The 23,329-nt window shown below is 67.7% G+C and carries 24 protein-coding genes; 14 read left to right on the top strand and 10 right to left on the bottom strand.

Annotation, left to right across the window (positions count from 1 at the left end):
* Nucleotides 1-58: 58 nt before the first annotated feature.
* Nucleotides 59-1,195 carry an amidohydrolase family protein gene (locus BLU38_RS06785; protein WP_091521853.1) on the bottom strand — a complete coding sequence of 379 codons (1,137 nt, stop codon included), beginning with the start codon at nucleotides 1,193-1,195 and terminating at the stop codon, nucleotides 59-61.
* Nucleotides 1,196-1,378: 183 nt separating this feature from the next.
* Between BLU38_RS06785 and sigJ the strand changes: the two genes are divergently transcribed.
* Entirely contained in the window at nucleotides 1,379-2,260 is an 882-nt protein-coding gene (sigJ, locus tag BLU38_RS06775; RefSeq protein WP_091521847.1) for an RNA polymerase sigma factor SigJ, read from the top strand.
* A gap of 200 nt (nucleotides 2,261-2,460) precedes the next feature.
* Here the strand turns inward: sigJ and BLU38_RS06770 are convergent, their stop codons facing one another.
* Complete coding sequence (locus BLU38_RS06770; protein WP_091521844.1) at nucleotides 2,461-2,973, bottom strand: GNAT family N-acetyltransferase; 513 nt, start codon at nucleotides 2,971-2,973, stop codon at nucleotides 2,461-2,463.
* Nucleotides 2,974-3,102: 129 nt separating this feature from the next.
* Between BLU38_RS06770 and BLU38_RS32005 the strand changes: the two genes are divergently transcribed.
* The 5 genes from BLU38_RS32005 (at nucleotide 3,103) to BLU38_RS06745 (ending at nucleotide 8,224) form a co-directional block, all read left to right on the top strand.
* Complete coding sequence (locus tag BLU38_RS32005) at nucleotides 3,103-3,720, top strand: TetR family transcriptional regulator (RefSeq protein ID WP_157683257.1); 618 nt, start codon at nucleotides 3,103-3,105, stop codon at nucleotides 3,718-3,720.
* On the top strand, nucleotides 3,720-4,655 hold the full coding sequence (locus BLU38_RS06760) for an ABC transporter ATP-binding protein (protein ID WP_091532058.1): 936 nt from the start codon (nucleotides 3,720-3,722) through the stop codon (nucleotides 4,653-4,655). Before BLU38_RS32005 ends, BLU38_RS06760 begins: the two co-directional genes overlap by 1 nt.
* Nucleotides 4,648-6,222: an ABC transporter permease gene (locus tag BLU38_RS06755; protein ID WP_091521837.1), complete on the top strand. Its 1,575-nt coding sequence runs from the start codon at nucleotides 4,648-4,650 to the stop codon at nucleotides 6,220-6,222. The genes BLU38_RS06760 and BLU38_RS06755 overlap by 8 nt, the downstream gene beginning before the upstream one ends.
* A gap of 55 nt (nucleotides 6,223-6,277) precedes the next feature.
* Nucleotides 6,278-7,309, top strand: coding sequence for a c-type cytochrome biogenesis protein CcsB (gene ccsB / locus BLU38_RS06750; protein WP_331715069.1), 1,032 nt, complete (start codon nucleotides 6,278-6,280; stop codon nucleotides 7,307-7,309).
* 69 nt (nucleotides 7,310-7,378) lie between these two features.
* Nucleotides 7,379-8,224 carry a TIGR03619 family F420-dependent LLM class oxidoreductase gene (locus BLU38_RS06745; protein WP_091521834.1) on the top strand — a complete coding sequence of 282 codons (846 nt, stop codon included), beginning with the start codon at nucleotides 7,379-7,381 and terminating at the stop codon, nucleotides 8,222-8,224.
* Between the two features lie 164 nt (nucleotides 8,225-8,388).
* On the opposite strand, the gene BLU38_RS06740 is transcribed toward BLU38_RS06745, so the two are convergent.
* On the bottom strand, nucleotides 8,389-8,748 hold the full coding sequence (locus BLU38_RS06740) for an ArsR/SmtB family transcription factor (RefSeq protein WP_091521830.1): 360 nt from the start codon (nucleotides 8,746-8,748) through the stop codon (nucleotides 8,389-8,391).
* Between the two features lie 86 nt (nucleotides 8,749-8,834).
* Here BLU38_RS06740 and BLU38_RS06735 point away from each other — a divergent pair, with 86 nt between their 5' ends.
* From BLU38_RS06735 to BLU38_RS06725, 3 genes are read left to right on the top strand one after another with little or no spacing between them, the layout of a single operon-like run.
* Nucleotides 8,835-10,250 (top strand): FAD-dependent oxidoreductase, encoded by a 1,416-nt coding sequence (locus BLU38_RS06735; RefSeq protein ID WP_231920214.1) that lies wholly within the window; start codon nucleotides 8,835-8,837, stop codon nucleotides 10,248-10,250.
* Between the two features lie 58 nt (nucleotides 10,251-10,308).
* Nucleotides 10,309-11,415, top strand: coding sequence for an ACR3 family arsenite efflux transporter (gene arsB / locus BLU38_RS06730; RefSeq protein ID WP_091521827.1), 1,107 nt, complete (start codon nucleotides 10,309-10,311; stop codon nucleotides 11,413-11,415).
* Nucleotides 11,412-11,837, top strand: a complete 426-nt coding sequence (locus BLU38_RS06725; RefSeq protein WP_091521823.1) for an arsenate reductase ArsC — start codon at nucleotides 11,412-11,414, stop codon at nucleotides 11,835-11,837. The genes arsB and BLU38_RS06725 overlap by 4 nt, the downstream gene beginning before the upstream one ends.
* A 4-nt stretch (nucleotides 11,838-11,841) precedes the next feature.
* Here BLU38_RS06725 and msrA read toward each other — a convergent pair whose 3' ends face one another.
* The gene (msrA, locus tag BLU38_RS06720) at nucleotides 11,842-12,393 is read right to left on the bottom strand and encodes a peptide-methionine (S)-S-oxide reductase MsrA (protein ID WP_172836085.1); all 552 of its coding nucleotides are present in this window, start codon (nucleotides 12,391-12,393) and stop codon (nucleotides 11,842-11,844) included.
* Between the two features lie 205 nt (nucleotides 12,394-12,598).
* Between msrA and BLU38_RS06715 the strand changes: the two genes are divergently transcribed.
* Both BLU38_RS06715 and BLU38_RS06710 read left to right on the top strand, forming a co-directional pair.
* Nucleotides 12,599-13,750, top strand: coding sequence for a cystathionine gamma-synthase (locus BLU38_RS06715; RefSeq protein WP_091521815.1), 1,152 nt, complete (start codon nucleotides 12,599-12,601; stop codon nucleotides 13,748-13,750).
* A gap of 27 nt (nucleotides 13,751-13,777) precedes the next feature.
* Nucleotides 13,778-14,281 carry a nucleotidyltransferase domain-containing protein gene (locus BLU38_RS06710; protein ID WP_197680025.1) on the top strand — a complete coding sequence of 168 codons (504 nt, stop codon included), beginning with the start codon at nucleotides 13,778-13,780 and terminating at the stop codon, nucleotides 14,279-14,281.
* A gap of 29 nt (nucleotides 14,282-14,310) precedes the next feature.
* Here the strand turns inward: BLU38_RS06710 and BLU38_RS06705 are convergent, their stop codons facing one another.
* The 3 genes from BLU38_RS06705 to BLU38_RS06695 all read right to left on the bottom strand — a co-directional run bounded on the left by BLU38_RS06705 (nucleotide 14,311) and on the right by BLU38_RS06695 (nucleotide 17,155).
* Nucleotides 14,311-15,126, bottom strand: coding sequence for a MarR family transcriptional regulator (locus tag BLU38_RS06705; RefSeq protein ID WP_091521811.1), 816 nt, complete (start codon nucleotides 15,124-15,126; stop codon nucleotides 14,311-14,313).
* A gap of 9 nt (nucleotides 15,127-15,135) precedes the next feature.
* Nucleotides 15,136-16,341, bottom strand: coding sequence for an MFS transporter (locus BLU38_RS06700; protein WP_091521807.1), 1,206 nt, complete (start codon nucleotides 16,339-16,341; stop codon nucleotides 15,136-15,138).
* 133 nt (nucleotides 16,342-16,474) lie between these two features.
* Nucleotides 16,475-17,155, bottom strand: a complete 681-nt coding sequence (locus BLU38_RS06695) for a uracil-DNA glycosylase (RefSeq protein ID WP_091521804.1) — start codon at nucleotides 17,153-17,155, stop codon at nucleotides 16,475-16,477.
* A gap of 169 nt (nucleotides 17,156-17,324) precedes the next feature.
* On the opposite strand from BLU38_RS06695, the gene BLU38_RS06690 reads away from it, so the two are divergent.
* Complete coding sequence (locus tag BLU38_RS06690) at nucleotides 17,325-18,704, top strand: AI-2E family transporter (protein WP_091521801.1); 1,380 nt, start codon at nucleotides 17,325-17,327, stop codon at nucleotides 18,702-18,704.
* 49 nt (nucleotides 18,705-18,753) lie between these two features.
* Here BLU38_RS06690 and BLU38_RS06685 read toward each other — a convergent pair whose 3' ends face one another.
* The 3 genes from BLU38_RS06685 to BLU38_RS06675 form a co-directional block, all read right to left on the bottom strand.
* Nucleotides 18,754-19,185 (bottom strand): HIT family protein, encoded by a 432-nt coding sequence (locus tag BLU38_RS06685; protein ID WP_091521798.1) that lies wholly within the window; start codon nucleotides 19,183-19,185, stop codon nucleotides 18,754-18,756.
* 57 nt (nucleotides 19,186-19,242) lie between these two features.
* Complete coding sequence (locus BLU38_RS06680; protein WP_157683256.1) at nucleotides 19,243-19,779, bottom strand: DUF402 domain-containing protein; 537 nt, start codon at nucleotides 19,777-19,779, stop codon at nucleotides 19,243-19,245.
* Between the two features lie 81 nt (nucleotides 19,780-19,860).
* Nucleotides 19,861-21,150: a L,D-transpeptidase gene (locus BLU38_RS06675; RefSeq protein ID WP_157683255.1), complete on the bottom strand. Its 1,290-nt coding sequence runs from the start codon at nucleotides 21,148-21,150 to the stop codon at nucleotides 19,861-19,863.
* A 536-nt stretch (nucleotides 21,151-21,686) separates the two neighbouring features.
* Here BLU38_RS06675 and BLU38_RS31345 point away from each other — a divergent pair.
* Entirely contained in the window at nucleotides 21,687-22,877 is a 1,191-nt protein-coding gene (locus tag BLU38_RS31345; RefSeq protein WP_197680024.1) for a hypothetical protein, read from the top strand.
* A complete protein-coding gene (locus BLU38_RS06665) occupies nucleotides 22,874-23,314 on the top strand; it encodes a DUF2089 domain-containing protein (protein WP_231920213.1) in 441 nt (146 codons plus the stop codon). The genes BLU38_RS31345 and BLU38_RS06665 overlap by 4 nt, the downstream gene beginning before the upstream one ends.
* Nucleotides 23,315-23,329: the final 15 nt, after the last annotated feature.

Below are 23,329 nucleotides of genomic sequence, written 5' to 3'. Positions count from 1 at the left end.
GATCACCCCTAAACTATACGCATGTACAGGAAATGGTTCATACGTATAGTGTTCGGAATCACGCCATGACGTTCACCTCGCCGAGCGGCACCCCGCGACGCCAGACGTCGACCAGGTTGCTGACCGCCCCGATGTCTCGGGTCGGGTCGCCGTCGACCAGCAGCAGGTCGGCCCGATGACCCGGTGCGATTCGGCCGCGATCGGTCAGGCCGAAGCGGTCCGCGTTCGAGCTCGTCGCCGCAGTGAGCGCCTCGAGCGGCGTCAATCCGGCAGTCGTCAACAACTGAAGCTCGCGCTGCAGTCCCGCCCCGTGTTTCGGGGCGAACGGTGTCGCGTCGGTTCCGGCGAGCAGCGTCGCCCCGGCGCGGTGCAGCGCCGCGGCCACCCGGACGGCGTTGTCGAACGTGCTGTCGCTCAAGCGATCCACTTCGACCCCCGACCCGACCGCCTCGAAGTAGGCCAGGGTGCTGACAACACCGACACCCTGCTCCACCACACGGGCGGCCAACTCGTCCGCTGCGGCCACGTTGTCGGTCCACACGTGGGCCAGGACGTCGACCCCGGCGTCGAGCGCAGTCACGACTTCGCGGTGCGACAGGGCATGAGCGACCACCTGCAGGCCGGCATCGTGACCGGCAGCGACCAGGGCAGCGGCCAGTTCTGCGGTCATCACCGGCAGTCGGTTGCCGTGCAGAGCGCCGTCATCGATGATCACCTTCAGGTAATCGGCCCCTTCCTCGATCCGTCGCCTGACGAAGGCCGCGGCCTCGCCGACCTCGGCGATGGTGTCGAAGGCGCCGATCGCCTCGCCGAAGCTGTCAGGGTCGTCCAGGGCCGTCATCAGTTGGCTAGGATGGCCACCGGGGGGAGTGGCCAGGGTGCCGGCACTGCGGATGTCGGCGACATCGTCTCGTTCGCGGGCCAGGCGTCGTTGACGCCGGAGATTGGCCGGCAGGCAGAACATGTCCAGCTCCGTCGTCACGCCGTACCGAAGCGCTTCGGCCAGACTGCCGTCGAACACGTGGGTGTGTGCGTCGATCAGGCCGGGCAGCACCGTACGGCCGGCGCCGTCGACGACGTGATCGGCGGCTGTGTTGTCGGGTGCCGCGATCACCGTCCCGTCGATCACGATGTCGGTTTCCTCGATTACCTGCTCGCCGTCGAACAGGCGAGCGTCCCGGATCAGGGTTCTCATGGCGATACCTCTCTCGCGTGTCGTGCGACGCAGCTGCGCCGCTACAGCCCTCAAGAGGGTCTACGGCGTTGTGAACGTGACAGCCGCGACGAAGATCACATTCGCCGCCGGCGATGTCACACCGATGAGCGCTGTGACGCTCATACCCGTGACACTGACATCCGCGAGCTCGGGAGAGTGACCATGATCGAATCCGAATGCGACGACACGTCCGCCTTCCTGGAACAACGGGACAGGCTGTTCGCCATCGTCTATGCCCTGTTGGGCAGCGCGTCCGACGCCGACGACGTGCTGCAACAGACCTGGCTGGCCTGGTCGGCGGCCGATCGCAGCGCGGTGCGTTCACCGCGGGCGTATCTGGTCAGAGTCGCGGTCAACGCAGCTCTTGCCCACCGGTCGGCGACCGCACGGCGCAGGGAGAACTACGTCGGGTCATGGCTGCCCGAGCCGACGGGGACACCGGCCGACGTCGACAGTGACGACCACGTGCTGCGGGCCGAAGCGATGTCGGTCGCCTTGCTGGTGGTGTTGGAGAGTCTGTCTCCCACCGAACGGGCGGTGTTCGTCCTGCACGAGGCATTCGGCTTTCCGCACACCGAGATCGCCGCGATGCTGGACCGCAGCCCGGCAGCCGTACGGCAGTTGGCGCACCGGGCGCGCGAGCACGTCCGGGCGCGCCGACCCCGGTACGAGGCCGATCGGCACCTCCAGCGGCGGGTCACCGAGGCGTTCATGGCGGCGGCCATCGACGGAGATCTGGAGGGCCTGCTGGTGGTGTTGGCACCGGACGCAACGTTGTGGACCGATGGTGGCGGCAAGGGGCCGGCGACCAGTCTGCAGCCGGTGCACGGGCGTGAAGCGGTGGCGCGATTGCTGACGACCGTGGCTGCACAGGCGCCGGCGCACTTGTCGGTGCGCTACCAGCACGTCGGTGGCGACTGGGCCGCTGTCGTGCTGGACCAGAACGATCCGTTCGCCGTGCTGGTTCTCGATCTGGCGGACGACGGGTTGATCCACGGGGTCTACTCGGTCACCAACCCGGACAAGCTGACCAGGATTCATTGACGTCGACACCCTGGAAAGCGCACAGCAACGAAGCTGCGCTCAGCCTGGAAACACCGATTTCCACCTGCTGCGCGACCCCATCCGGGCACACCGGCGGCGTTGCCAGCGCTCGACGGTCAACCAGACCGCCTTCGCGCCGGCGCCTTGCCGGTGCACCCGTCTGGTGCCGCTCGCGACGGTGCAAATCGGTGTTTCCAGGCTCAGCTGGGATCGAAGATGATCCAGCTGTCCGGCGGCAGGTCGTGACGGTCGGGAACGTCTCGCTGTTCCTCTCGCCAGCGCCCGGCTGCAACGGTTTCCGCCAGTCGCCGCCAGAACGCAGCCGCCCCGGCGTTGGACGGTTGGAACGCGATCTCCCACGGGCCCGGATGGCGTCGGATGACCTGTTGCGCTGCGGTCGTCCCGATGCCGCGGCGCCGGGCCGGCTTGACGAGGAAGAACGCGGTCAGCACATGCGGGACCTGATCGGCGCGCCGGACCACGGCCAGACCGGCCGGCCGACGATCGGTACGGATGACGTACGGCATCCAGTGCGGGTCGTCGAATGCCGAGTCGAGCCGATCGGTGCGGTACCGGCCGCGTTCGTCGGGGTAGGCGTCGGTGAAGGCGGACAGGTCGTGGTGGAACAACATCCACAGGCTGGTCAGGAGCTCACGGTCGGCGTGGTCGGCTGGCCGGACATCGACGCGTCGAGCCGAGTTGTCCGTGGTCATGGCGACTCCTGAGTCATCGGATGGGTGGCGGTGGGACACGCACACACTGTACATATGACCAGGAATCTGGTGTACCGTATAGGTAGCTGGGCACACACGGATGACTCCCAGCAGAAGGTTGTGATGATCATGGACGACAGACAGGATCTGACGGCGCGAGCGCGGATCCGCGATGCGGCACTCGAACTGTTCGCCGAGCGGGGCGTCGCCGGGACCAGCCTGCGCAGTGTCGCCGAGCGTGCCTCGGTGTCGCTTGCTCTGGTGCAGTATCACTTCACCTCCAAGGCCGGGCTGGCCTCGGCCTGTGACGACTACGTGGTGGAGTTCTTCCGCAACACCGCCAAGCAGGCTGCCGACGGTGCGGTGTCCGATCCTCAGTTCATCTCCGCCGCGCGGCGCGACGCGACGTCGGTGTGGCATTACCTCGGTCGGGCGCTGGCCGATGACACACCGGCCGCCGCGGTGATCTTCGACGAGTTGTTGATCTTGACCCAGGAGTACCTGCCCGGAGACAAGGAAGAGACCGTGACCGAGGCCGCCGTCTTCGTCGCCATGCGGCTGGGCGTGTACGTGTTGCATCAGCACATCTCGCGCGCGATCGGTGTTGATGCCGTCACCCCTGCTGGCATGCATCGGATCTCAACGGCGCTGTTGAAGATCATTTCGCCGTCCTTCGTCGGCGCCGCCGCAGCCGAGCAGGCCGAGACCGGCCTGGCCGGAGCTCGTCCGGATGACGGTGAGCAGTGATGGCGGATTCCTTGGTCATCGACGTCCAGGACCTGACGAAGCGTTACGGCTCAGCCCTGGCGCTCGACGGGCTGTCGTTGGAGGTCCGCGAGGGCGAGATCCACGGCTTCCTCGGCCCGAACGGTGCCGGCAAGTCGACCACGATCCGGACCCTGCTCGGTCTGCAACGTGCCGACGGCGGCACCGCCAGACTGTTCGGCCGGGACGCCTGGAAGGAAGCTTCGCAGCTTCACCGACGGATCTCCTACGTGCCCGGCGATGTGGCATTGTGGCCCAACCTGACCGGCGGTGAGGTCATCGATCTGATCTGTCGGCTGCGCGGCAATCAGGATCCCGGGCGGCGCCGGGCCCTGATCGAGCTCTTCGAGTTGGATCCCCGGAAGCGGTCCGGCACGTATTCCAAGGGCAACCGGCAGAAGGTCGCGATCATCGCAGCGTTGGCGTCGCGGTCCGACCTGTTCATCTTCGACGAACCGACGTCCGGCCTCGATCCGTTGATGGAGGCTCGCTTCCAGCAGGCCGTTCGGGACGTGTGCGGCGATGGGGCCACGGTGCTGCTGTCCAGCCACATCCTCAGTGAGGTCAACGCGCTGTGCGACCGGGTCACCATCATCCGCGCCGGACGAGTCGCCGACAGTGCACCGATCGACCGTCTTCGACACCTGGGACAGGTCATGGTGGACGTCGAACTGACCGCACCCGCGACGGATGAACCGGCCGTCGAGAAGCCGGGGTTGTCGGTCGATGGCACCCACGTCAGTGGCGAACTGGACACCGCTGAACTCGACGAGTTCCTGCGGAGCTGCACGCGGATCGGCATCCGCGAGATCAGCATCCAGCCGCCGTCCCTGGAACAGGTGTTCCTCCGCCATTACGATCAGGGCCGCCTCCCGACCGGCCGCGACGACTCCGTCCGGGAGGCCAGCCGTGTCTGACGACGCGGGTGGCGGCGGACTGCAGGGGACCGCGCAGTTGATCAAGTTCACGTTGCGTCGTGATCGACTTCCCGTGCCGGCCTGGGCCATGTTGGCGATCCTGCTTCCGTGGGGCATCGCCAGCGGGACCTTGTCTCTGTATCCCACGCCTGCTGCGCTGGCGGATTACGCGATCGACGCGCTTCGCAACGGCGCCGAGGTCGCCATGCGCGGCATCATCTACAGTCCGACCTCCGGCGGAGTCACGGCCTGGGGAGCCGGAATGAGCAGTGCCCTCGTCGCCGCGTTCGCCTCCGCGTTGTTGATCATCCGTCACACCCGGGCCGAGGAGGACAGCGGGCGCAGTGAATTGCTGGGTGCCACCAGCGTCGGTCGTTCGGCCAGGCTGGCCGCGCCGCTGATCGTGATCGGCGCGGCGAATCTGGTGATCGGCGCGGTGATGGCTGTGCCGCTGATCGCCTCCGGGCTTCCGGTCCCGGGATCGGTGCTGCTGGGGCTGTCGACGGGCGGGGTCGGACTCGTGATCACAGCCGCATCGGCCGTCATCGCACAATGGGTCGGAACCGCCGGGCAGGCTCGCAGCGTCAGCATTCTGGTGATCGCCGGCTTCTTCGTCATCCGCGCGGTCGGCGACAGCACGGTCGGTTGGTTGTCGTGGTTGTCCCCGTTCGGTTGGGCACGGCTCAGCCGCGCCTACGCCGGCGATCGCTGGTGGGTGCTCGGCCTCTTTGCCGCGACCGCGGCCGGGCTGATGATCATTGCCGGTCTGGTGCAACGACGCCGAGATATCGGCTCCGGCCTGCTGCAGCCCCGTCCCGGGCCGGCGGTCGCCACCCGGTGGCTCAACAGCATTGCGGCATCCACCTGGCGTACCCATCGAGCCGGTGTGATCATCTGGGCCGTGGCCTTCGCGGTTGTCGGCGCGTTGATCGGTGCGGCCGCCGCGGGTGCTTCCGATCAACTCGGGGCGATGTTCTCCGGGTCGGATGCGTTGCTCAGCTTCACGTTTTTGATCCTGAGCCAAGCGGCGACGGCTTTCGGCATCATCTCCGTCGGACGGCTTCGCGCTGAGGAGTTGGACGGACACGGTGAGCTGCTGCTGCCTGCGGCCGGCAGCCGCTGGCGCTGGGCGGCGTCCCATCTCGTGGTCGGCATCGTCGGACCCGGGTTGCTCCTGCTGGCCGCCGGGGTGACTGCCGGGCTGACCTCGGTCGCAGCGGGTGGCGAGGACGCAACATCCTGGGGTCGGGTGCTTGCATCGGCGTTGATCTGGCTGCCGGCTGTCTGGATCATCACGGCGATCGCGATGGCCTTGGTCGGGCTCTGGCCTCGGTCGACTCCGGGTCTGCCGTGGGCGCTGTTGATCATCGCACTGCTGCTCGAACTGGGGCACGAGTTCGGCCTGCTCGGTGACGCCGTCCTGGCGCTGTCGCCGTACAGCCACATTCCTCGGCTGCTGCTGGGGCAGGCCGTGTCGGCAGCCGTGCTCGCCGTCTCGGTGATCATCGCGGCCGCTCTGTGCACGGCCGGTTTGGTCGGTATCCGGAACCGGGATCTCGGTCGATGATCAACGAGCTCGCGTGCGGTCATGATCGGCGGCGCGCAGGAGCCGGAGGGGCGTCGTGACTCTGGCCCAGTTCGCCGGCCTGGCGATGCTCACCGCGACGGTCCTCTACTTGATGGCCTTGGTGCTGCACAGCGCCGACCGGGCACTCCGCGGCCGATCTGCAGCAACCTCGGTCGAACCGCGGGGCATCGCGTCCGGACGTGGGACCGCGGCTTCGTCGTCGACAGCGGCACCGGCCGTCGCGGAGGACGACAGCACATCCTCCACCGTGCTCCAGCGAGTGGTGCCGACCGGAAGAGTGGCCCGGGCCGGTCATCGACTGCCGGCGACGGCCTGGTGGGTTGGCGGAGGACCGGCCGACCTGGGGCACGCCATCACCTTGATCGGATGGGGTTGTGCGGTGGCCGGTGTCGCTGCTCGAGGGATCGCGGCCGGCCGCTGGCCGGTGGGCAACATGTACGAGTTCATCACCTTGGCGATGGTGATGATCGTCGGGGCTCATCTCGTCCTGGTGCGCCGCGAGGTCGGTTGGCTCGATGTTCCGGTGACGCTGCTCGCCGCGCTCGGCAACGGCTTGGCGATCGTCGTCTTCTACGTCGAGGTAGCGCCGTTGGTGCCGGCGCTGCACTCGGTCTGGTTCGTCATCCACATCACCGCCGGGGCGATCGCCGGAGCTGCCTTCAATGTCGGCGGACTTTTCGCGATCCGGTACCTGATCCGAACACGCACCTCGACTGAGAAACGGGAGACACAGAACGGAGCGTCCCGCCGCCCAACGACCCACCAGCTCGACGTCTACGCCTTCCGCGCCGCGGCGTTCGCCTTCCCGTTGTGGACCTTCGCGTTGGCTGCCGGTGCAATCTGGGCGGAGTATGCCTGGGGCAGATACTGGGGGTGGGATCCCAAGGAGGTCTGGACCCTCGTCACCTGGGTGATCTACGCCGGCTATCTGCACGCCCGCTCCACTGCGGGGTGGCGGGGGCGCCGGGCGGCGATCATCGCCGTGATCGGCTTGGCATCGTTCTGGTTCAACTTCGTCGGGGTGAACCTGCTGTTCTCCGGCCTGCACGCCTACTCGGGGATCTGACGTGGTGTCACGCACGGATGCGGGGCACGCCTCGACCCATGATGATCATGATTCGAAGGAGACCAACGGGTGAAGTTCTGTGTCAGCTACAGCACGCCGTACGTCGGTGTCGACCCGGATGCGCTGTTGGGATACGCGCGGCATGCCGAGAGCTGTGGATTCGAAGGCATCTACCTACCTGAGCACGTTGTCGGCTACCAGGGGGCAAAGGTCGGGGAATTCGATCTTGCCCCCGACCTGGAATACGTCGACCCGCTGGACGCGCTGGCTTTCGTCGCCGCCGGCACAGATCGCTTGCTGCTCGGCACCGGAGTGCTGCTGCTGCCCTACCATCATCCGGTCACGCTCGCCAAGCGACTGGCCACGATCGACCAACTGTCGCGAGGGCGCGTGCAACTGCTGACCGTCGGCCTCGGTTCGCTGCCCGGTGAGGCGACGGCGGTCGGGGTCGACTTCGCCAGCCGGGGCCGAAGAGCGGACGAAGCCATCCAGGTGCTGCGGCTGCTGTGGTCCGGCGACGCCGCCGGTGTCAGCTTCCACGGCGAGTTCTTCGACTTCGACGGTCTGGCCAGCTTCCCCCGGCCGTACCGCGGAATGCTGCCGATTCATGTCGGCGGCTCGAGTTCGCCGGCCGCCCGACGTGCCGGTCGGTACGGCGACGGCTACTTCCCTGGCGGGGCACTGCTGCCGCACGTACGAGCAGCCCAGCTCGAGTTGGCTCGCACCACGGCGGCGGAGCATGGGCGTGATCCGCAGGCGTTGGGCTACACCAGAACTGCACCGATCGACATGACACAGCAGCGCCTCGATGCCTACGTCGAGCAGGGAGTCGACCGCGTCGTCGTCAGCGCCTCTGGACGGACCCTGGACGAGCAACGAGCCGAACTCTCGGCCTTCGCTGACCGGTTCTTGTAAGTCGTTTCTCGAACGCGGGATCGTGGCCCTTCACCGGAATGGGAAGTTGATCTTGTGCCCGCCTGATCACGACAGGGTCAGTGCAACTGTGTCGGATCTGCAGGCCTGCCTCGCAGGATGCTGCTGATCCTTGCCCTGCGCTTGGTGTGATCGGTGGCCGGCGATCACGGACGGGGGAGTTGGTCGAGCAGATCGAGCCGTCCGGGGATGGCCCAGTAGTAGACCCAGGTGCCTCGTCGTTCGCAGTCGATCAGCCCGGCGTCGCGCAGCTTGCGCAGGTGGTGCGACACCGTCGGCTGGGAAACCCCGACGTCTTGGATGTCGCACACACAGACCTCGCCGGCCGCGCCGGCGATCCGCGAATACAACCGCAACCGGACCGGGTCGGCCAACGCCTTCAGCAACCCGGCAAGCCCGTCGGCCTCAACGGCCGACAACTCGACCGTCGACGGACCCGGCGCGCAGAGGGCGGCCGGCTCGGCGATCTGGAGCAGCTGCCGATTCGTCGGCTTTGTTGCGGTCATCACTCCATATTGACAATTGTCGATGCAGCCTGCAAGGTTGTCTGTATCGACAATCATCGAATCATGATCCCGATGGGGTGTAGCTGATGTCTGAGATCTCGCCCGCGCCGAACCCGGCCGACACGTCGGGCGCAGCGAGCCGTATGTTGCCGGTAGCGGTGCTCGGAGCCGGCCCGATCGGTCTGGCAGCTGCGGCAGAACTGGTCGGCCGCGATCAGCAGGTCATCGTGCTGGAGGCCGGTGACCGACCGGCGGCCGGGGTCGAGTCGTGGGGGCATGTCCGGCTGTTCTCGCCATGGTCGGAACTGACCTCACCCGCGGGTACGGCGCTGCTGCAGCCATCCGGCTGGCAGCATCCGGCCGCGGATCGATATCCCACGGGGGCCGAATGGGTGACCGACTACCTGGCGCCGCTGGCCGCCGTCCTGGGGGACCGGATCCGATTGGGGAATCGGGTGGTCGGCGTGGCTCGCCAGGATCGGGACCTGGTGGTCGACTCGGGCCGCGCCGAACAGGCGTTCGTGGTGTACGTGGAAGACAGCAGCGGCACGGTCAGCCGGATTCTGGCCCGTTCGGTGATCGATGCCACCGGCACCTTGGCCCGGCCGAACCCGCTCGGGTCGGAGGGCTACCCGGTCCCCGGTGAACGCGCCGCGGCCGATCGGATCGTCTACGGGATGCCCGACCCGGCCACCGATGAGGACCGCTACGCCGGCCGGGCGACAGCCGTCGTCGGGTCGGGTGCCTCGGCGCTGACCTCACTGATCGCCCTGACCTCGGAACCGCTGCACCGGCAGGGATCCCGGGTGGTGTGGGTGCTGCGCCGTGGCACTGTCGGGGACTCCTATGGCGGTGGCGAGGCCGACGAGCTCCCGGCCCGTGGCGCACTCGGCACCCGCGTGCGGGAAGCGGTCGAGGAGGGGCTGATCGATGTCGTCACCGGCTTCCGCACCCTCGCGGTCGATACCGATTCCAACGGCGTGACTCTGGTCGGCTCGGACGGCCGTCGGATCGACGGGCTGGATCAGGTCGTGTGTGTGACCGGGTTCCGGCCCGACCTGTCGTTCCTGTCCGAGGTACGGCTGGAACTGGACAACCGGCTCCAGGCCCCGGTCCAGCTGGCGGCCGAGATCGACCCGAACTACCACTCCTGCGGCTCGGTCCGACCCCATGGACACCGGGCGCTGGCCCAGCCCGAACCCGGCCTGTACCTGGCCGGAATGAAGTCCTACGGCCGAGCACCGTCTTTCCTGGCGATGACCGGATTCGAGCAGGTCCGCTCGATCGCTGCCGCCCTGGCCGGCGACGGGGCCGCAGCCGACGATGTCCAGCTGGTGTTGCCCGACAGCGGCGTCTGCGGCGGTGCGGGCCTGTTCGACGACGACACCACCGTCGGCGGCTGTTGCGGCACCACGGCGGCGACGCCGGAGTTCGTCGAGTTGACCGGGCTCGTCACAGCGACCGGTGCGCCGGTCGTCGCAGCGGAGCGCACCACCAACTGAGGCTGCGGCCCGGCAGCACACTCCACCGAGCCGGTCAGCATCACCAGCAAGGGACGACATGACGACGAACCAACCCGCACAGCGGCTCCGGGCCGCCGATGAACATCAGGAATCACCGGTGGCGCAGCTGTCCCGGCTGGACCGGTTCCTGCCGGTCTGGATCCTGGCAGCGATGGCCGTCGGCCTGCTCCTCGGCCGCCTCATCCCCGGCCTCGGCACAGCGTTGAGTGCTGTCGCGATCCAGGGCGTCTCACTGCCGATCGCGATCGGCTTGTTGATCATGATGTACCCGGTCCTGGCCAAGGTCCGCTACAACAGACTCGACACCGTCACCCGCGATACCAAGACGCTCGTGCTGTCGCTGATCTTGAACTGGATCATCGGCCCAGCACTGATGTTCACCCTGGCCTGGCTGCTGCTGCCCGACCTGCCCGACTACCGGACCGGGCTGATCATCGTCGGCCTGGCCCGCTGCATCGCGATGGTGATCATCTGGAACGATCTGGCCTGCGGCGACCGCGAAGCCGCCGCCGTCCTGGTCGCGATCAACTCCGTCTTCCAGATCATCGCCTTCGCCGGCCTCGGCTGGTTCTACCTGTCCGTCCTGCCCGGCTGGCTCGGCCTGACCCGAACCCGACTCGACATCTCGGCCGGCCAGATCGCCGTCTCGGTGTTGATCTTCCTCGGCATCCCGCTGATCGCCGGATTCCTCACCCGTCACTTCGGCGAACGCGCCCGCGGCCGGAAGTGGTACGAACACCGCTTCCTGCCCACGATCGGCCCCTTCGCGCTGTACGGGTTGCTGTTCACCATCGTCATCCTGTTCGCGCTGCAAGGCGACCAGATCACCGACCGGCCGCTCGACGTTGCCCGGATCGCCGTGCCGCTGCTGATCTACTTCGCGCTGATGTGGGGTGGAGGCTTCCTGCTCGGCCGGGCAGCTGGACTGCCGTACGAGCGCACCACCACGCTGGCGTTCACCGCCGCCGGCAACAACTTCGAACTCGCCATCGCCGTCGCGATCGCCACCTTCGGCGTCAGCTCCGGCCAAGCTCTAGCCGGCGTCGTCGGCCCCCTCATTGAAGTCCCGGCGCTGCTCGGCCTGGTGTACCTCTCGCTGGCTCTGCGCCAGCGCTACCCGTCAGCACAGGAGGTCCGATCATGACCGACCCGCGACCGTCGGTGTTGTTCGTCTGCGTGCACAACGCCGGACGATCCCAAATGGCTGCCGGCTACCTCACCCACTACGCAGGCGGTGCCGTCGAGGTCCGCTCCGCCGGCTCCGAACCCGCCGACCGGATCAACCCGATCGCGGTCCAGGTGATGGCCGAGGAAGGCATCGACATCACCGGCCAGACTCCCAAGATCATCACCACCGAGGCGGTCCGGGCCTCCGACGTCGTGATCACCATGGGCTGCGGTGACACCTGCCCCTTCTATCCCGGCACCCGCTACGAGGACTGGACCCTCGATGACCCCGCCGGCCAACCCGTCGAAGCTGTCCGCGCCATCCGCGACGACATCAAGCGACGAGTCCGCTTCCTGCTCGACGAACTCGTCCCGAGCCGGAGGACGACCGCATCCTGACCTCCTAGGCCGACGTGGTCTCCGTCTCCTGGCGCTGCGGAAGGATCCAACCGGGACGTGGGAAGTGGCAGGTGTATCCGTCGGGGTACTTGCGCAGGTAGTCCTGGTGTTCGGGCTCGGCCTGCCAGAACGGTCCGGCGGGCTCCAGCGTCGTGACAGCCTTACCGGGCCACAAACCCGAGGCGTCGACGTCGGCGATCGTCTCCCGGGCCACCTGCTCCTGCTCCGGGGTCACCGGGAAGATCGCGGAACGGTAGCTGCTGCCGATGTCGTTGCCCTGCCGGTTCAGCGTGGACGGATCATGGATCTGGAAGAAGAAGGCCAGGATGTTGCGGTAGCTGGTCTTCTGCGGATCGAAGACGATCTCGACGGCTTCGGCGTGGCCGGGATGGTTGCGGTACGTCGGATGATCATTCTGCCCGCCGGTGTAGCCGACGCGGGTCGCCAGCACGCCCGGCTCGTTGCGGATCAGATCCTGCATTCCCCAGAAGCAGCCGCCGGCAAGGACCGCGGTTTCGGCCCCAGGCTCGCGCGTGATCTCTCCCTTGTCGGTCATGATGCTTTCTCCCTCGTTGTTGTCGAAGTGCTCGCGGCGCCACAGTTGCTCGCCTGTTGAGCGGGTCGTCCCCGTCCGGGGCGACCACTGGGTTCAATCATCCCTCCCGGGGCGCTATTCCCTCACGGCCCCCGTCGGATGGTCATCGATCGGCAATCGAACCGGTGTCTGGGCGTGTCAGATCTGCCCAGGTACGCTCCGACCCATGACCGATCGCGTACCCGGCTTCGACACCCTGGCCATCCATGCCGGACAGGAACCCGACCCGACCACCGGTGCGGTGGTGCCGCCGATCTACGCCACCTCGACCTTCGCCCAGGACGGTGTCGGCGGGCTCCGTTCGGGCTACGAGTACTCCCGTTCCGGCAACCCGACCCGGACCGCGTTGGAGGAGTGCCTGCGCGCCCTCGAAGGTGGCGTCCGGGGCCTGGCCTTCGCCAGCGGACTGGCGGCCGAGGACACCGTGATCCGAACGCTGACGCGGCCCGGTGACGAGGTGTTGCTGCCCAACGACGCCTACGGCGGCACCTACCGTCAGTTCGCGCAGCTGCACGACCGTTGGGGGATCACCAGCACACCGGTTGCGGTCACCGATCCCGACGCGATCGCCCGGGCGATCGGGCCCAGGACGCGGGTGGTGTGGCTGGAGACTCCGACCAATCCGCTGCTGAACATCGCCGACATCGCCGCGATCGCCGAGCTGGCCCACGCGGCCGGCGCCAAAGTGGTGGTGGACAACACCTTCGCCACGCCGTATCTGCAGCAGCCGCTGGAACTCGGCGCCGATGTGGTGGTGCATTCGACGACCAAGTACTGCGGCGGGCATTCCGATGTCGTCGGCGGCGCGGTGGTCACCGACGACGAGGAGGTGGCCGAACAGCTGGGCTGGCATCAGAACGCGATCGGAGCGGTCGCCGGGCCGTTCGACTCCTGGCTGGTGCTGCGCGGGCTGAAGACGCTGGCGGTCCGGATGGATCGGCACAGCGCCAATGCGGCCGCGATCGCCGAACAACTGGACGATCATCCGGCCGTCTCCGAGGTGCTCTATCCCGGCCTGGCCAGCCATCCCGGTCATGATCTTGCCAAGCGGCAGATGCGTCACTTCGGCGGCATGATCAGCTTCCGGGTGAAAGCCGGCGAACAGGCGGCGGTCGACACCTGCGGCCGGACCAAGGTCTTCACCCTCGGCGAGTCCCTCGGCGGCGTCGAGTCGCTGATCGAACATCCGGGCCGGATGACCCACCAGTCGGTGGCCGGCACCGCGCTGGAGGTGCCCGACGACCTGATCCGGCTGAGCGTCGGCATCGAGAACGTCGAGGACCTGATCGACGATCTTGATCAAGCGCTCCGCGGATGATCTTGTCACCGCGATGACGCTGTATCGATGAAGCAGCAGATGACGGCCGAGGACGTGCTAGGTGTCCTGGCCGTGCTGCAGCAGGCTGACACCGAGGTCTGGGTCGGTGGCGGTTGGGGTATCGATGCCCTGATCGGACGGCAGACCCGGCCGCATCGTGATCTTGATCTGATGCATCGCGCCGGGCAGGAGCAGACCGTCGTCGGGACGCTGGCGGCGGTCGGATTCGTGCAGACCCTGGACTGGCGCCCGGTGCGCTTCGTGCTCACCGACGGACGCGATCGCGAGCTCGACCTGCATCCGTTGCGGTTCGCCGCCGACGGGTCGGCGGTCCAGTCATCGCCGGACCCGGAGCGCCCCTTCGAGTATCCGGCGTCCTGCTTCGTCACCGGTCGCATCGCGGGCAGTCCGGTCGGCTGTCTGTCGGCCGAGCAGCAGGTGTACTTCCACCGGGGCTACGAACCTGCTGATCATGATCGGCACGACATGGCCGAGCTCCGCCGAGCCTTCGGCATCGGTACTCACTTCTGAACGACCGTGACCTCGGGAGGCAGGCAGGATCAGGCCGGAGCCAGGCTCAGGCCGACCGTACGGGCCCGGTTACCGCGGAGGATTCGCAGGCTGATCCGGTCACGATTCCGGGTTGCCCGGTGCAGGTCGATGACCGACAACACCGGCACGCCCTCGGCGGCAACCACAAGATCATCGATCTTCAAACCTGCGGTCGAAGCCGGCGACCGGGGGAGTACCGCACGGATTCCGAGCCCGGCTCGCTCGGTCAGTCCCAATTCGGTACGGCGCCGGGCCGCGAGATGTGCCGGCAGCAGTGACATTCCCCAGCGATCCATCGCACGGTCGTCGGTCGACATCTCCACGGCCTGCAGCAGTCGCCGCAGCAGATCGGCGAGCTGATCGTGTTGCTCGGTCGACAGCCCGGACAGGAGTTGTCGGGAGTGGTGCAGGTGGACCGGTGCGCATTCCTCGAAGAGCGCGGCACCCCGTGCCGTGAGGACGATGATCGAACCGCGTCCGTCGCGGGGATCGGGATTGCGGGTGACCAGACCGGAGCGGACCAACCGTTCGATCCGGACGCTGACGGTGCCCGAGCTCAGGTCGAGCTCGGCCATCAGCGCTCGCTGACTGAGCCCGGTCGACGGCGCCACCCGGACCAGGGTGGCCAGCACGGCGAAGTCGGCGCCGTTCAGCCCGAACCGGTCGAACACCGACTGCTCGTCGACGGCCCGTTTCAACCGATCCAGTCTGGTCAGGATGGCGATCGGCCGGACGTCCAGGTCCGGACGGCTTGTCGCCCAGGACGCCAGGACGCGATCCACCGAGTCGGTCGGGGCCGATCCTGCTCCGGACTGTTCGGACATGGTGAAACGTTAGCGGCCGGCGGTTTGCCTGCGGTTGCGGAGGCGCTCGGCGATGATCGAGATCAGCACCAGGACGGCGACCAGTGCCGCGTAGCAGATCGCCGTGGTCGGCAGTCCGAGCCTGGTGCTGACGACCCCGGCGATCACCGCCGGGAGGGCAAAGGACAGATAGGCGACGGTGTAGACGGAGGCGATCAATCCGCCTCGCCACTGCGGTTCGGCACCAGCCACCAGATGTCGGACCGAGCCGAGGAACCCGGCCCCGAAACCGGCGCCGGAGATGATGCTGCCGATCCCCAGGACGACGCCGCTGCCGACCATGATCGACGGCACGGTCACCGCCAGCCCGATGATCAACATCAAACAGCCGATGATCATGATCCGGTCCGGCGTCAGTCCGCGCAGCAGCAAGCAGCTCAGTGCTCCCGCCGCGCACAGCGCGAAGACGGTCGCTCCACCGAGCAGCCGGTTGGCAGAGTGTTCCAGCCCGAGCATCAGCGATGGGCCGAGCGACAGGTACAGCCCACCGAGCGACCAGCAGGCGACGATGCACGGGACGACGGCCAGGAAGGTCGCCCGGAGTTCCGGATGTACCCCGATCCTCGGTCGCAATGAGATCGGCCGGCGATCGGTCGGCGGTAGATCGAAACTGAACAGGGCTACCGCCAGCGCCAGATAGCAGACCAGTAGCACGCCGTAGACCAGCCGCAGCGGCGCCGGCCCGTACTGCACCAGCGCCCCGGCCAGCAACGCACCCGCGGCCAGCCCGACGGTCGGCATCACCGCATTGGCCAGCGGGCCGCGGCCGGGGTGGTCCGCCGGTTCCAGGTCGAGCAGTGCGGCACTCACCGCCGCGGTCACCAGTCCGGTCGCGATGCCCTGCAGGATCCGGCCGACGTAGAGCCAGACCAGTCCTCTGGACAGCAGGAAGACAACCATGGCAAGGATCTGCACCGTCAACGCCAGCAGGATCACCGGTCGTCTACCGAGGCTGTCGGACAGCGATCCGGTCACCAACAACGTGATCAGCAGGGCGATCGCATAGACGCCGAACACCACCGTCACCGTGACCGGGGAGAAGTGCCAGATCGTCGCATAGCGGGCGTACAACGGCGTCGGTGCGCTGGCGCCGGCGAGGAAGGAGCCGAGCACGGCGGCGATGATCATGAATCCCCAACCGGCGCGCCGACCGGTCCGTTGCCGCACGGTCGTCATCAGCTGTCTCCTCGTCGAGCACGGATCTGCACCGGGCAGCGGAACTGCACGAGCGTCGACAGCGTATTCCGGAGTTAGCTTGGGCCCAAGGTATTCGGTGGCGGCCGAAACGTCAGCGCCGGCACAGCACAGCTCAGCGGTCGACCCGCCAGTCGATCGGATCCGCGCCGGCGTCGACCAGGAAGCGATTGGCTCGGCTGAACGGACGGGATCCGAAGAAGCCGCGATCGGCCGACATCGGTGACGGATGCGCGCTCTTGATGTACGGCACCGACCCGAGCATCGGGATCAATGACTGGGCGTCGCGGCCCCACAGGATCGCGACCAGCGGACCGCCGCGCGCCACCAGTGCCTCGATCGCGCACTGGGTGACCTGCTCCCACCCCTTCCCGCGATGGGACCCGGAAAGCCGCGGTTGCACGGTCAGCACCCGGTTCAGCAGCAGCACGCCCTGCTCGAACCAGGGGGTGAGGTCGCCACCGGCCGCCCGCGCGATGCCCAGATCGTCCTCCAATTCGCGATAGATGTTGGCCAGACTGCGCGGGATCGGCCGGACATCGGGGGCCACCGAGAACGACAACCCGACCGGATGTCCCGGAGTCGGATAGGGATCCTGGCCGACGATCAGCACCCGGACCTCGGCCAGTGGTCTGCTGAAGGCCCTCAGCACCGCGTCGCCGGCCGGCAGGTAGCCGTGGCCGGCGGCCAACTCGGCACGCAGGAAGTCGCCCATCCCGGAGATCGTTCCGGCGACCGGGGCAAGGGCCTGCGCCCAGTCGGGACTGACCAGCTCGGTCAGCGGTTTGGGGTTCACACGTCCTCCCGGCGGCCGTTCCTCGGGTCTGATCGATCCGGACCGGTGATCATGGCCGCGCATCGACCGGATCGCGTCCTCGGCATGATGTCATGGACATCGGGTACGGGTTGTCGGGGCAGGTAACTTAGGTCGTTCACAGCAGGCACTGCCGTAGTAGGAGGCGTGGGTGGGGATTCGCGATCGGTTGAACCTCGGGCGGCTGCGGGGACTGCGGGAACAGCTGCCGGCGTTGCCGAGGCCGAAGCACAGCGCCGACTCCGTTGCCGGCCTGGAGGCGAGCGGCGACACCCGTACGGCGACATCCACCGGATCAGGTCCGGGCGGCGCAGGCTCGTCGGACGGCGTCGGCCGGACGGTTCCGTCCGCGCCGGCCGTCGACGAAGGCCAGACGATGCCGCCGATCGACCCGACCGAGACCGCCCCGACCGCGACTGCACCGGCCGAGACCGCCACGAATGAGGCCGACCCGATCGACCGCGAGGTGCCGCGCGGCTTCCGGATCGCGGCGAGTTGGGCTTGGCGGTTGATCGTGGTCGTGATCGTGCTCGCCGGCATCGGCTGGGTGCTGCGCTACCTGTCCGAGGTGACGATCCCGATAGCGGTAGCGATTCTGCTGACCGCGCTGATCTCGCCGGTGGCCAACTGGTTCAATCGGCGACGCTTCCCGCGGGCGCTGTCCGCGGCGCTGTCGATGATCATCGGGCTGGTGCTGGTCTCCGGCACGCTCACCCTGATCGCCACCCAGATCGCCGGACAGGCCGAGTCGATGGGCAACCGCGTGGTCACCGGCTTCCGACAGGTCACCGACTGGCTCACCACGGGTCCGCTGAAGATCCCGGAGAAGTTCCTGCAGATCGATCAGCTGACCACCCAGGTGCAGGATCTGGTGACCAGCAGTAGCAGCACCATCGCCGGCTATGCGGCGGCGTTCGGGACCCAGATCGGTCACTTCTTCGCCGGGCTGGCGATCGCCCTGTTCGCCACCTTCTACTTCCTCTACGACGGCGGCGGGATCTGGAAGTTCCTCACCCGCTTGATGCCGCGCAACGCCAGTCAGCGGATCGACAGCGCCGGCCGGAATGGCTGGACGGCCTTGGTGCACTACGTCCGGGCGACGATCCTGGTCGCGTTCTCCGACGCGATCGGCGTCCTGATCGTCGCACTGGTCCTGCAGGTGCCGGTCGCCCCGGCGCTGGCCGCACTGGTGTTCCTCGGCGCCTTCGTGCCGCTGGTCGGTGCCTTCGTCTCCGGCTTCGTCGCCGTCCTGGTGGCGCTGGTGATGTTGGGCTGGGTGCAGGCGTTGATCATGCTCGCCGGGATCATCCTGGTGATGCAGTTGGAGGGTCACATCCTGCAGCCCTTCCTGCTCGGCCGCGCCGTCAAGCTGCATCCGTTGGCCGTGCTGTTGGGCATCGCCATCGGTGTCATCGTCGGCGGCATCGTCGGCGCGCTGATGTCGATCCCGCTGCTCGCCTTCGCCAAGACCTTCATCCAATATCTGGCGACCCACAAGGAAGAACCGGTCGCGACCGCCGTACGGGAGTAGCGGTCACGCCGTGTTGATCATCGGCACGCCGGCACGAGCAGCCAGAGGCTCATAACTGTCGTGCGGTGACCGCCCGGCGCAGCTCCGCCGGCCACTGCGTCCCGAGTCGATGACCGGACCTGCCACCCGGCCAGGTGTCCAGGCCGTCGGCTGCCCAACGGGGTACGACGTGAAAATGCAGATGGTCGACCGACTGGTCGGAGTCCGGGCCGCTGGCGTTCAGGACATTCACCCCGCGGGCGCCGAACGCGTCCCGCAGCGCGACCGAGACCTGCTGGACCAGCAGGATCACCTGGGTCAGTGCTGCCGGCGACACGTCCTGCACCCCGACCGCGTGCTGATCGGCGATCACCAGGGTGTGCCCGGGAGCCAACCGGCCGTCCTCCAGCGGCAGCAGGGCCGACGCGCCCTGACCGCGCCAGATCCAATCGGCCGCACCCTCGTCGCGCAGCAGCGAGCAGAAGACACAGTCGGAGTTCATGCCCGGGGAGCCTATCCACGCCGATCGCAGCGATCCTCCGAGATCGTGCGTCGGCGTTCAGTCGGTCGCCGAGTTCGGCCGTGGCAGGTCGCCGACCCGTTGCAACCAGGCCTCCGACCGGCCGTCGAACGGAGCCGCACCCGCGGCCAGCGCAGCGTGGACCTGATCACAGCTCCGACGGGCCTGGGTGATGATCTGGTCCGGGTAGCCGAGGGTGACCTGATGCTCGGCGAACTCGTCCTCGTCGTCGACGTACAGCCGGCCGGCGCGCTCCCGGACGACATCGAGGTCGAGGTCGACCGCGACGATCCGGCCGGGGGACAGCAGCGGCGGGGTCGTGATGTCGACGTAGGTGTGCACGGCGCCGGGCCGGTCGGGTGACGGTCCGGGTGCATAGAAGGTGGCGATGTAGCCGGCACCGCCGCTCGGCACGACCGCGGCGGCGTCAGCGTTGGAGTGGTACGACGCCCCGGGGCGGGTCAGCAGCGTTCCTGCTGGGACGCCGAACCACCAACCACTGTCGTCCAGGCCGAGCCAGCGGCCGTCGAACTCCCAGTGCGGCCGATCGGGCCACTTGGTCGCGATACAGCGCACCGGCTCTCCCGGACGCGGTTCGGGCGGCGGATGCATCGGGAGGTCAGCGGGTCGCGGTTCCGATCCGGGATCGGAAGCCGATCAGAGCGCCGACCCCTCGGCGTAGGTCTCGAAGTCGACGTTCCAGTCGGTCAGACCGTTCAGCGGATCCAGCGAACGCTTGCTGCCGGTCACGATCACCGGGCTGCCCGACTTGGCGTGCTTGTACAACCAGCCGGAATCCTCCACGCTCATCCCGATGCAGCCGTGGCTGGCGTTCTGCCTGCCGAAGTAGCCGGCGTTCCAGGGGGCGGAGTGCAGGAACTCTCCGGAGGTGGTGATCCGCATCGCGTAGGCGGCGGTCAGCCGGTAGGACTCGGGGCCGGTCTTCGGCAACCCGATCATCTCCGAGGTCATCGTGTAGTTGGTGCGCTTCTCGGTGATCACCGATGTCCCGCTGCGGGTGTCGTCGCCGGGCTTGCCGGCGCTGATCTTCATGGTCCGGGCCAGCTTGCTGTTGACGTAGACCTTGGCGATGTGGGACTTCAGGTTGACCTTGGTGATCACCGAGTCACCGACGGTGAAGCTGGTCGAGACGCTCTTCTGGCCGTACAGCCCGTCACCGGCGGGGACGCTGTTCAGGTCGGCGGTGGCGGTCACCTTGGTGCCCGGCTCCCAGTATTCGGCCGGCCGCCAGTGCACTTCCTTGTCGTTGTACCAATGCCAGCTGCCCTTCTGGTCGGAGCTGCTGCTGACATGGAGATGCTTCTCGAAGGTCTTCTTGTCCTTGACCGGGAGATCGAACTGCAGCACCACCGGGGTGGCCACCCCGACGGTGCCACTCATGGTGCCGGCGAAGCTGGGGAAGACCTGGTTGTCCAGCGACACGTCCTTGGTGCTGAAGGTCGAGGTGTCGCTCTCCTTCTTGCCGTCGCTGTTGATGCCGCTCACCTTGACGGTGTAGTCGCCGCTGGGTTCGAGCAGCTCGGAGGCGGTCCAACCGGTCTTGCCGTCGGTCAGGTCACCGTCCAGGCTGACCTTCTTGGTCTCGCCGTGGTCCAGCACCGACCCGGTCACCTTGACCTTGGACAGCGTTCCGTTGCTCGCCGTGAGCTTGAGGATCTTGTCGATCTTGACGTCGCTCGCCTCGTCCTTGATGTTGCTGGTGAGCTTGTACGGGTCCGGCGGCGGCGCGGGCTTGCTCGGCTTCTCGCCGGGTTGCTTACCACCGGCGCTCGGCTGGCTGGACGTCTTGGAGTCCGGATTGCCGTTGCCCCCGAGCGGGTTGTCCCCGCGCGCGATCTGGCCACAGCCGACCATCGACAGACTCGTCAGCAGAACAGTCGCCGCCAGCGCTCCGCGAACAACGCCGGGCTTACCGAACCGACTCATACCCCTCACCATCTCCATTCCTGGGTGCGGCGGCGACCCCGTGCCCCGGCACCCACAACCTGCGCGTGCTCGCCGTCCGTACGGCGAGCCCCTCCCGACCTGGAAACTGTCCTCGGCCCCAAACCGATTCGAGTCCTACCGATTCGGTCCTGGCCCGCCGGACCGCTGTGCGGTCGACGATGGCCGAACAGACCGTACGGAAGGGGTCCTCAGAGACTGCACCCATCGGACTCCGACAATCTGCCATGGACAAGGGCCGAAACGCGCATCCGAAGGGGGTGGGTTGCGAACCTGTGACCAATCCGCTACGAGACCGCCTGCTTTTGACGTCGGCTCGTGACCTTCGACATCGCGAAGGGTGCACGGTGCAGCAGCTCCGACAAGGGTCCCACCGATGGTGAGCCGGTGGCTCTCGGCTCGCAATCCCGTCGTCTGCCGGTCACACGCCGGCTGTCGGTACGTACCGAGGCCGAGCCGCGACCGCGCACCGAGAACAACCCTGAGCCATCCCCTGAATGTCGCAACGGGCCTTTCGAATGTGGGAGGTCGGTTTTAGATTCGTCAACATGAGCCCTTCCGAAGACATGACGAGGATCCTGGAGGAGCTGTCTGCCGGTCGGATCGACCCGGCCGAGGCAGCCCGTCGGATCGACGCGATCTCGACGACCAACCCCGAAGCCAATGCCGATCCCGCCCCCGAAGACACGGTGGGAGCCGAAGACACGGTGGGAGCCGAAGACACCGTGGGAGCCGAAGACACCGTGGCCCCGACGACCGCCACGTCGTCGGGCAGCGTTGCCGAGGACGTCACCAGCGTCGGGGTCGACGTCGACGCCACCGATGCCGACACTGCCGATGTCGAAGCGGGCGATGTCGACGGGGCGGACGCGGTCGAAGAGGATTCTGCGGCCGCGCTCGACGATGCGGCCGCCGAGACGATCGACAGCGACGCCTGGGCGGCCAGCACCGACCGGCCGCAGCAACCGGCGTACGGCAAGGAATCGGTGCGGCCGTCACGGCCGAAGACCAGGCTCGGCCGTCGTCCCGCCGGCACCAACGGCGTGGAGAAGTTGTCGATTCGAGCGGTGGGCCGCCGGGTCCGGATCATCGGCGAACCATCGGTCGCCACCGTGTCGGCCGACGGCCCGCACGTGCTGCGCCGCAACGGTCCGGTGCTGGAGATTTCCAGCGACGGTGAGTTCGGCGCCTCGATCGACGGATTCCAACTCCTCAAGGCCACGCGCAGCCTGGACGACTTCCGTTCCCTCGGACTCGGCAAGGAGCTGCTGCTCCGGGTCAATCCCAGCCTGCTGGTCGACATCGAGGTGACCGCCGGCAGCCTGAACACCGAGGCCGTACCGCGGCTCGGCAAGGTCCGGGTGACCGCCGGCGGCGCCAAGCTGGTGGACGTCGCGGAGATCGCCGACGCTCTGATCCAGGCCGGCCAGGCAACGGTCAAGGGAGCCATCACCACCGGCCGCTCCCGGATCCGGGTCGAGTCCGGTTCGCTGAGTCTGCAGCTGTCCGATGCCTCCAACGTGACGATCGCCACCGACTCCCAGCTCGGCAAGATCAGCTGGGGCGGCGCACACGCCGGATTCGTCGGCGACGAGGTCGTGATGGGTCACGGCAGCGCTCGGCTGGATGTCGAGGTCGTGATGGGGCACGCCTCGGTCAAGGCCGGCACCAGCAGTACCCACGATTCCGATCCCTCAGGCGTCGCATGAGTATGCCGGGCAGGCCCGGAACCGGCCATCGACATCAGACGGACGGTCCCGACCACCGGGCCCCGAGCGACTGCCCGGTCTGCGGTGAGCATCTGGTCGTCACCCGGCTCGGCTGTGAGTCCTGCGGTACGGAGTTGGCCGGCATCTTCGCGCCCTGCGAGTTCTGCGCACTGTCAGCGGCCGAGTTGGACATGCTGCGCGTCTTCCTCGCCGCCCGGGGCAACCTGCGGGAGGTGGAGAAACACCTCGGCGTCTCGTACCCGACGGCGCGGGCACGATTCACCGAGGTGTTGCAGAAGATGGGCCTGGCCGAGTCGGACGAGCCGAAACCTGCGGCCGGGCCTCCGGGACAGGGACCGTCCCGCGAGCAGATCCTGGCCGAGGTGGCTTCCGGCGCCCTGACCCCGGCCGAGGCCGCCTCCTTGCTCGCCGGCTGACCCTTCCCGTCGGCT

Source organism: Microlunatus soli (assembly GCF_900105385.1).
Lineage (GTDB): Bacteria > Actinomycetota > Actinomycetes > Propionibacteriales > Propionibacteriaceae > Microlunatus > Microlunatus soli.
The sequence above is the reverse complement of the archived record's forward strand: the minus strand, read 5'-3'. Positions and strand labels throughout refer to the sequence as shown.

Bases quoted from the DNA above. Each gene is read 5' to 3' on its own strand.
- BLU38_RS06785 (WP_091521853.1), bottom strand. From the start codon at position 1,195: ATGAGAACCCTGATCCGGGACGCTCGCCTGTTCGACGGCGAGCAGGTA.
- sigJ (WP_091521847.1), top strand. From the start codon at position 1,379: ATGATCGAATCCGAATGCGACGACACGTCCGCCTTCCTGGAACAACGG.
- BLU38_RS06770 (WP_091521844.1), bottom strand. From the start codon at position 2,973: ATGACCACGGACAACTCGGCTCGACGCGTCGATGTCCGGCCAGCCGAC.
- BLU38_RS32005 (WP_157683257.1), top strand. From the start codon at position 3,103: ATGGACGACAGACAGGATCTGACGGCGCGAGCGCGGATCCGCGATGCG.
- BLU38_RS06760 (WP_091532058.1), top strand. From the start codon at position 3,720: ATGGCGGATTCCTTGGTCATCGACGTCCAGGACCTGACGAAGCGTTAC.
- BLU38_RS06740 (WP_091521830.1), bottom strand. From the start codon at position 8,748: ATGACCGCAACAAAGCCGACGAATCGGCAGCTGCTCCAGATCGCCGAG.
- BLU38_RS06735 (WP_231920214.1), top strand. From the start codon at position 8,835: ATGTCTGAGATCTCGCCCGCGCCGAACCCGGCCGACACGTCGGGCGCA.
- arsB (WP_091521827.1), top strand. From the start codon at position 10,309: ATGACGACGAACCAACCCGCACAGCGGCTCCGGGCCGCCGATGAACAT.
- BLU38_RS06725 (WP_091521823.1), top strand. From the start codon at position 11,412: ATGACCGACCCGCGACCGTCGGTGTTGTTCGTCTGCGTGCACAACGCC.
- msrA (WP_172836085.1), bottom strand. From the start codon at position 12,393: ATGACCGACAAGGGAGAGATCACGCGCGAGCCTGGGGCCGAAACCGCG.
- BLU38_RS06715 (WP_091521815.1), top strand. From the start codon at position 12,599: ATGACCGATCGCGTACCCGGCTTCGACACCCTGGCCATCCATGCCGGA.
- BLU38_RS06710 (WP_197680025.1), top strand. From the start codon at position 13,778: ATGAAGCAGCAGATGACGGCCGAGGACGTGCTAGGTGTCCTGGCCGTG.
- BLU38_RS06705 (WP_091521811.1), bottom strand. From the start codon at position 15,126: ATGTCCGAACAGTCCGGAGCAGGATCGGCCCCGACCGACTCGGTGGAT.
- BLU38_RS06700 (WP_091521807.1), bottom strand. From the start codon at position 16,341: ATGACGACCGTGCGGCAACGGACCGGTCGGCGCGCCGGTTGGGGATTC.
- BLU38_RS06685 (WP_091521798.1), bottom strand. From the start codon at position 19,185: ATGAACTCCGACTGTGTCTTCTGCTCGCTGCTGCGCGACGAGGGTGCG.
- BLU38_RS06675 (WP_157683255.1), bottom strand. From the start codon at position 21,150: ATGAGTCGGTTCGGTAAGCCCGGCGTTGTTCGCGGAGCGCTGGCGGCG.
- BLU38_RS31345 (WP_197680024.1), top strand. From the start codon at position 21,687: ATGTGGGAGGTCGGTTTTAGATTCGTCAACATGAGCCCTTCCGAAGAC.
- BLU38_RS06665 (WP_231920213.1), top strand. From the start codon at position 22,874: ATGAGTATGCCGGGCAGGCCCGGAACCGGCCATCGACATCAGACGGAC.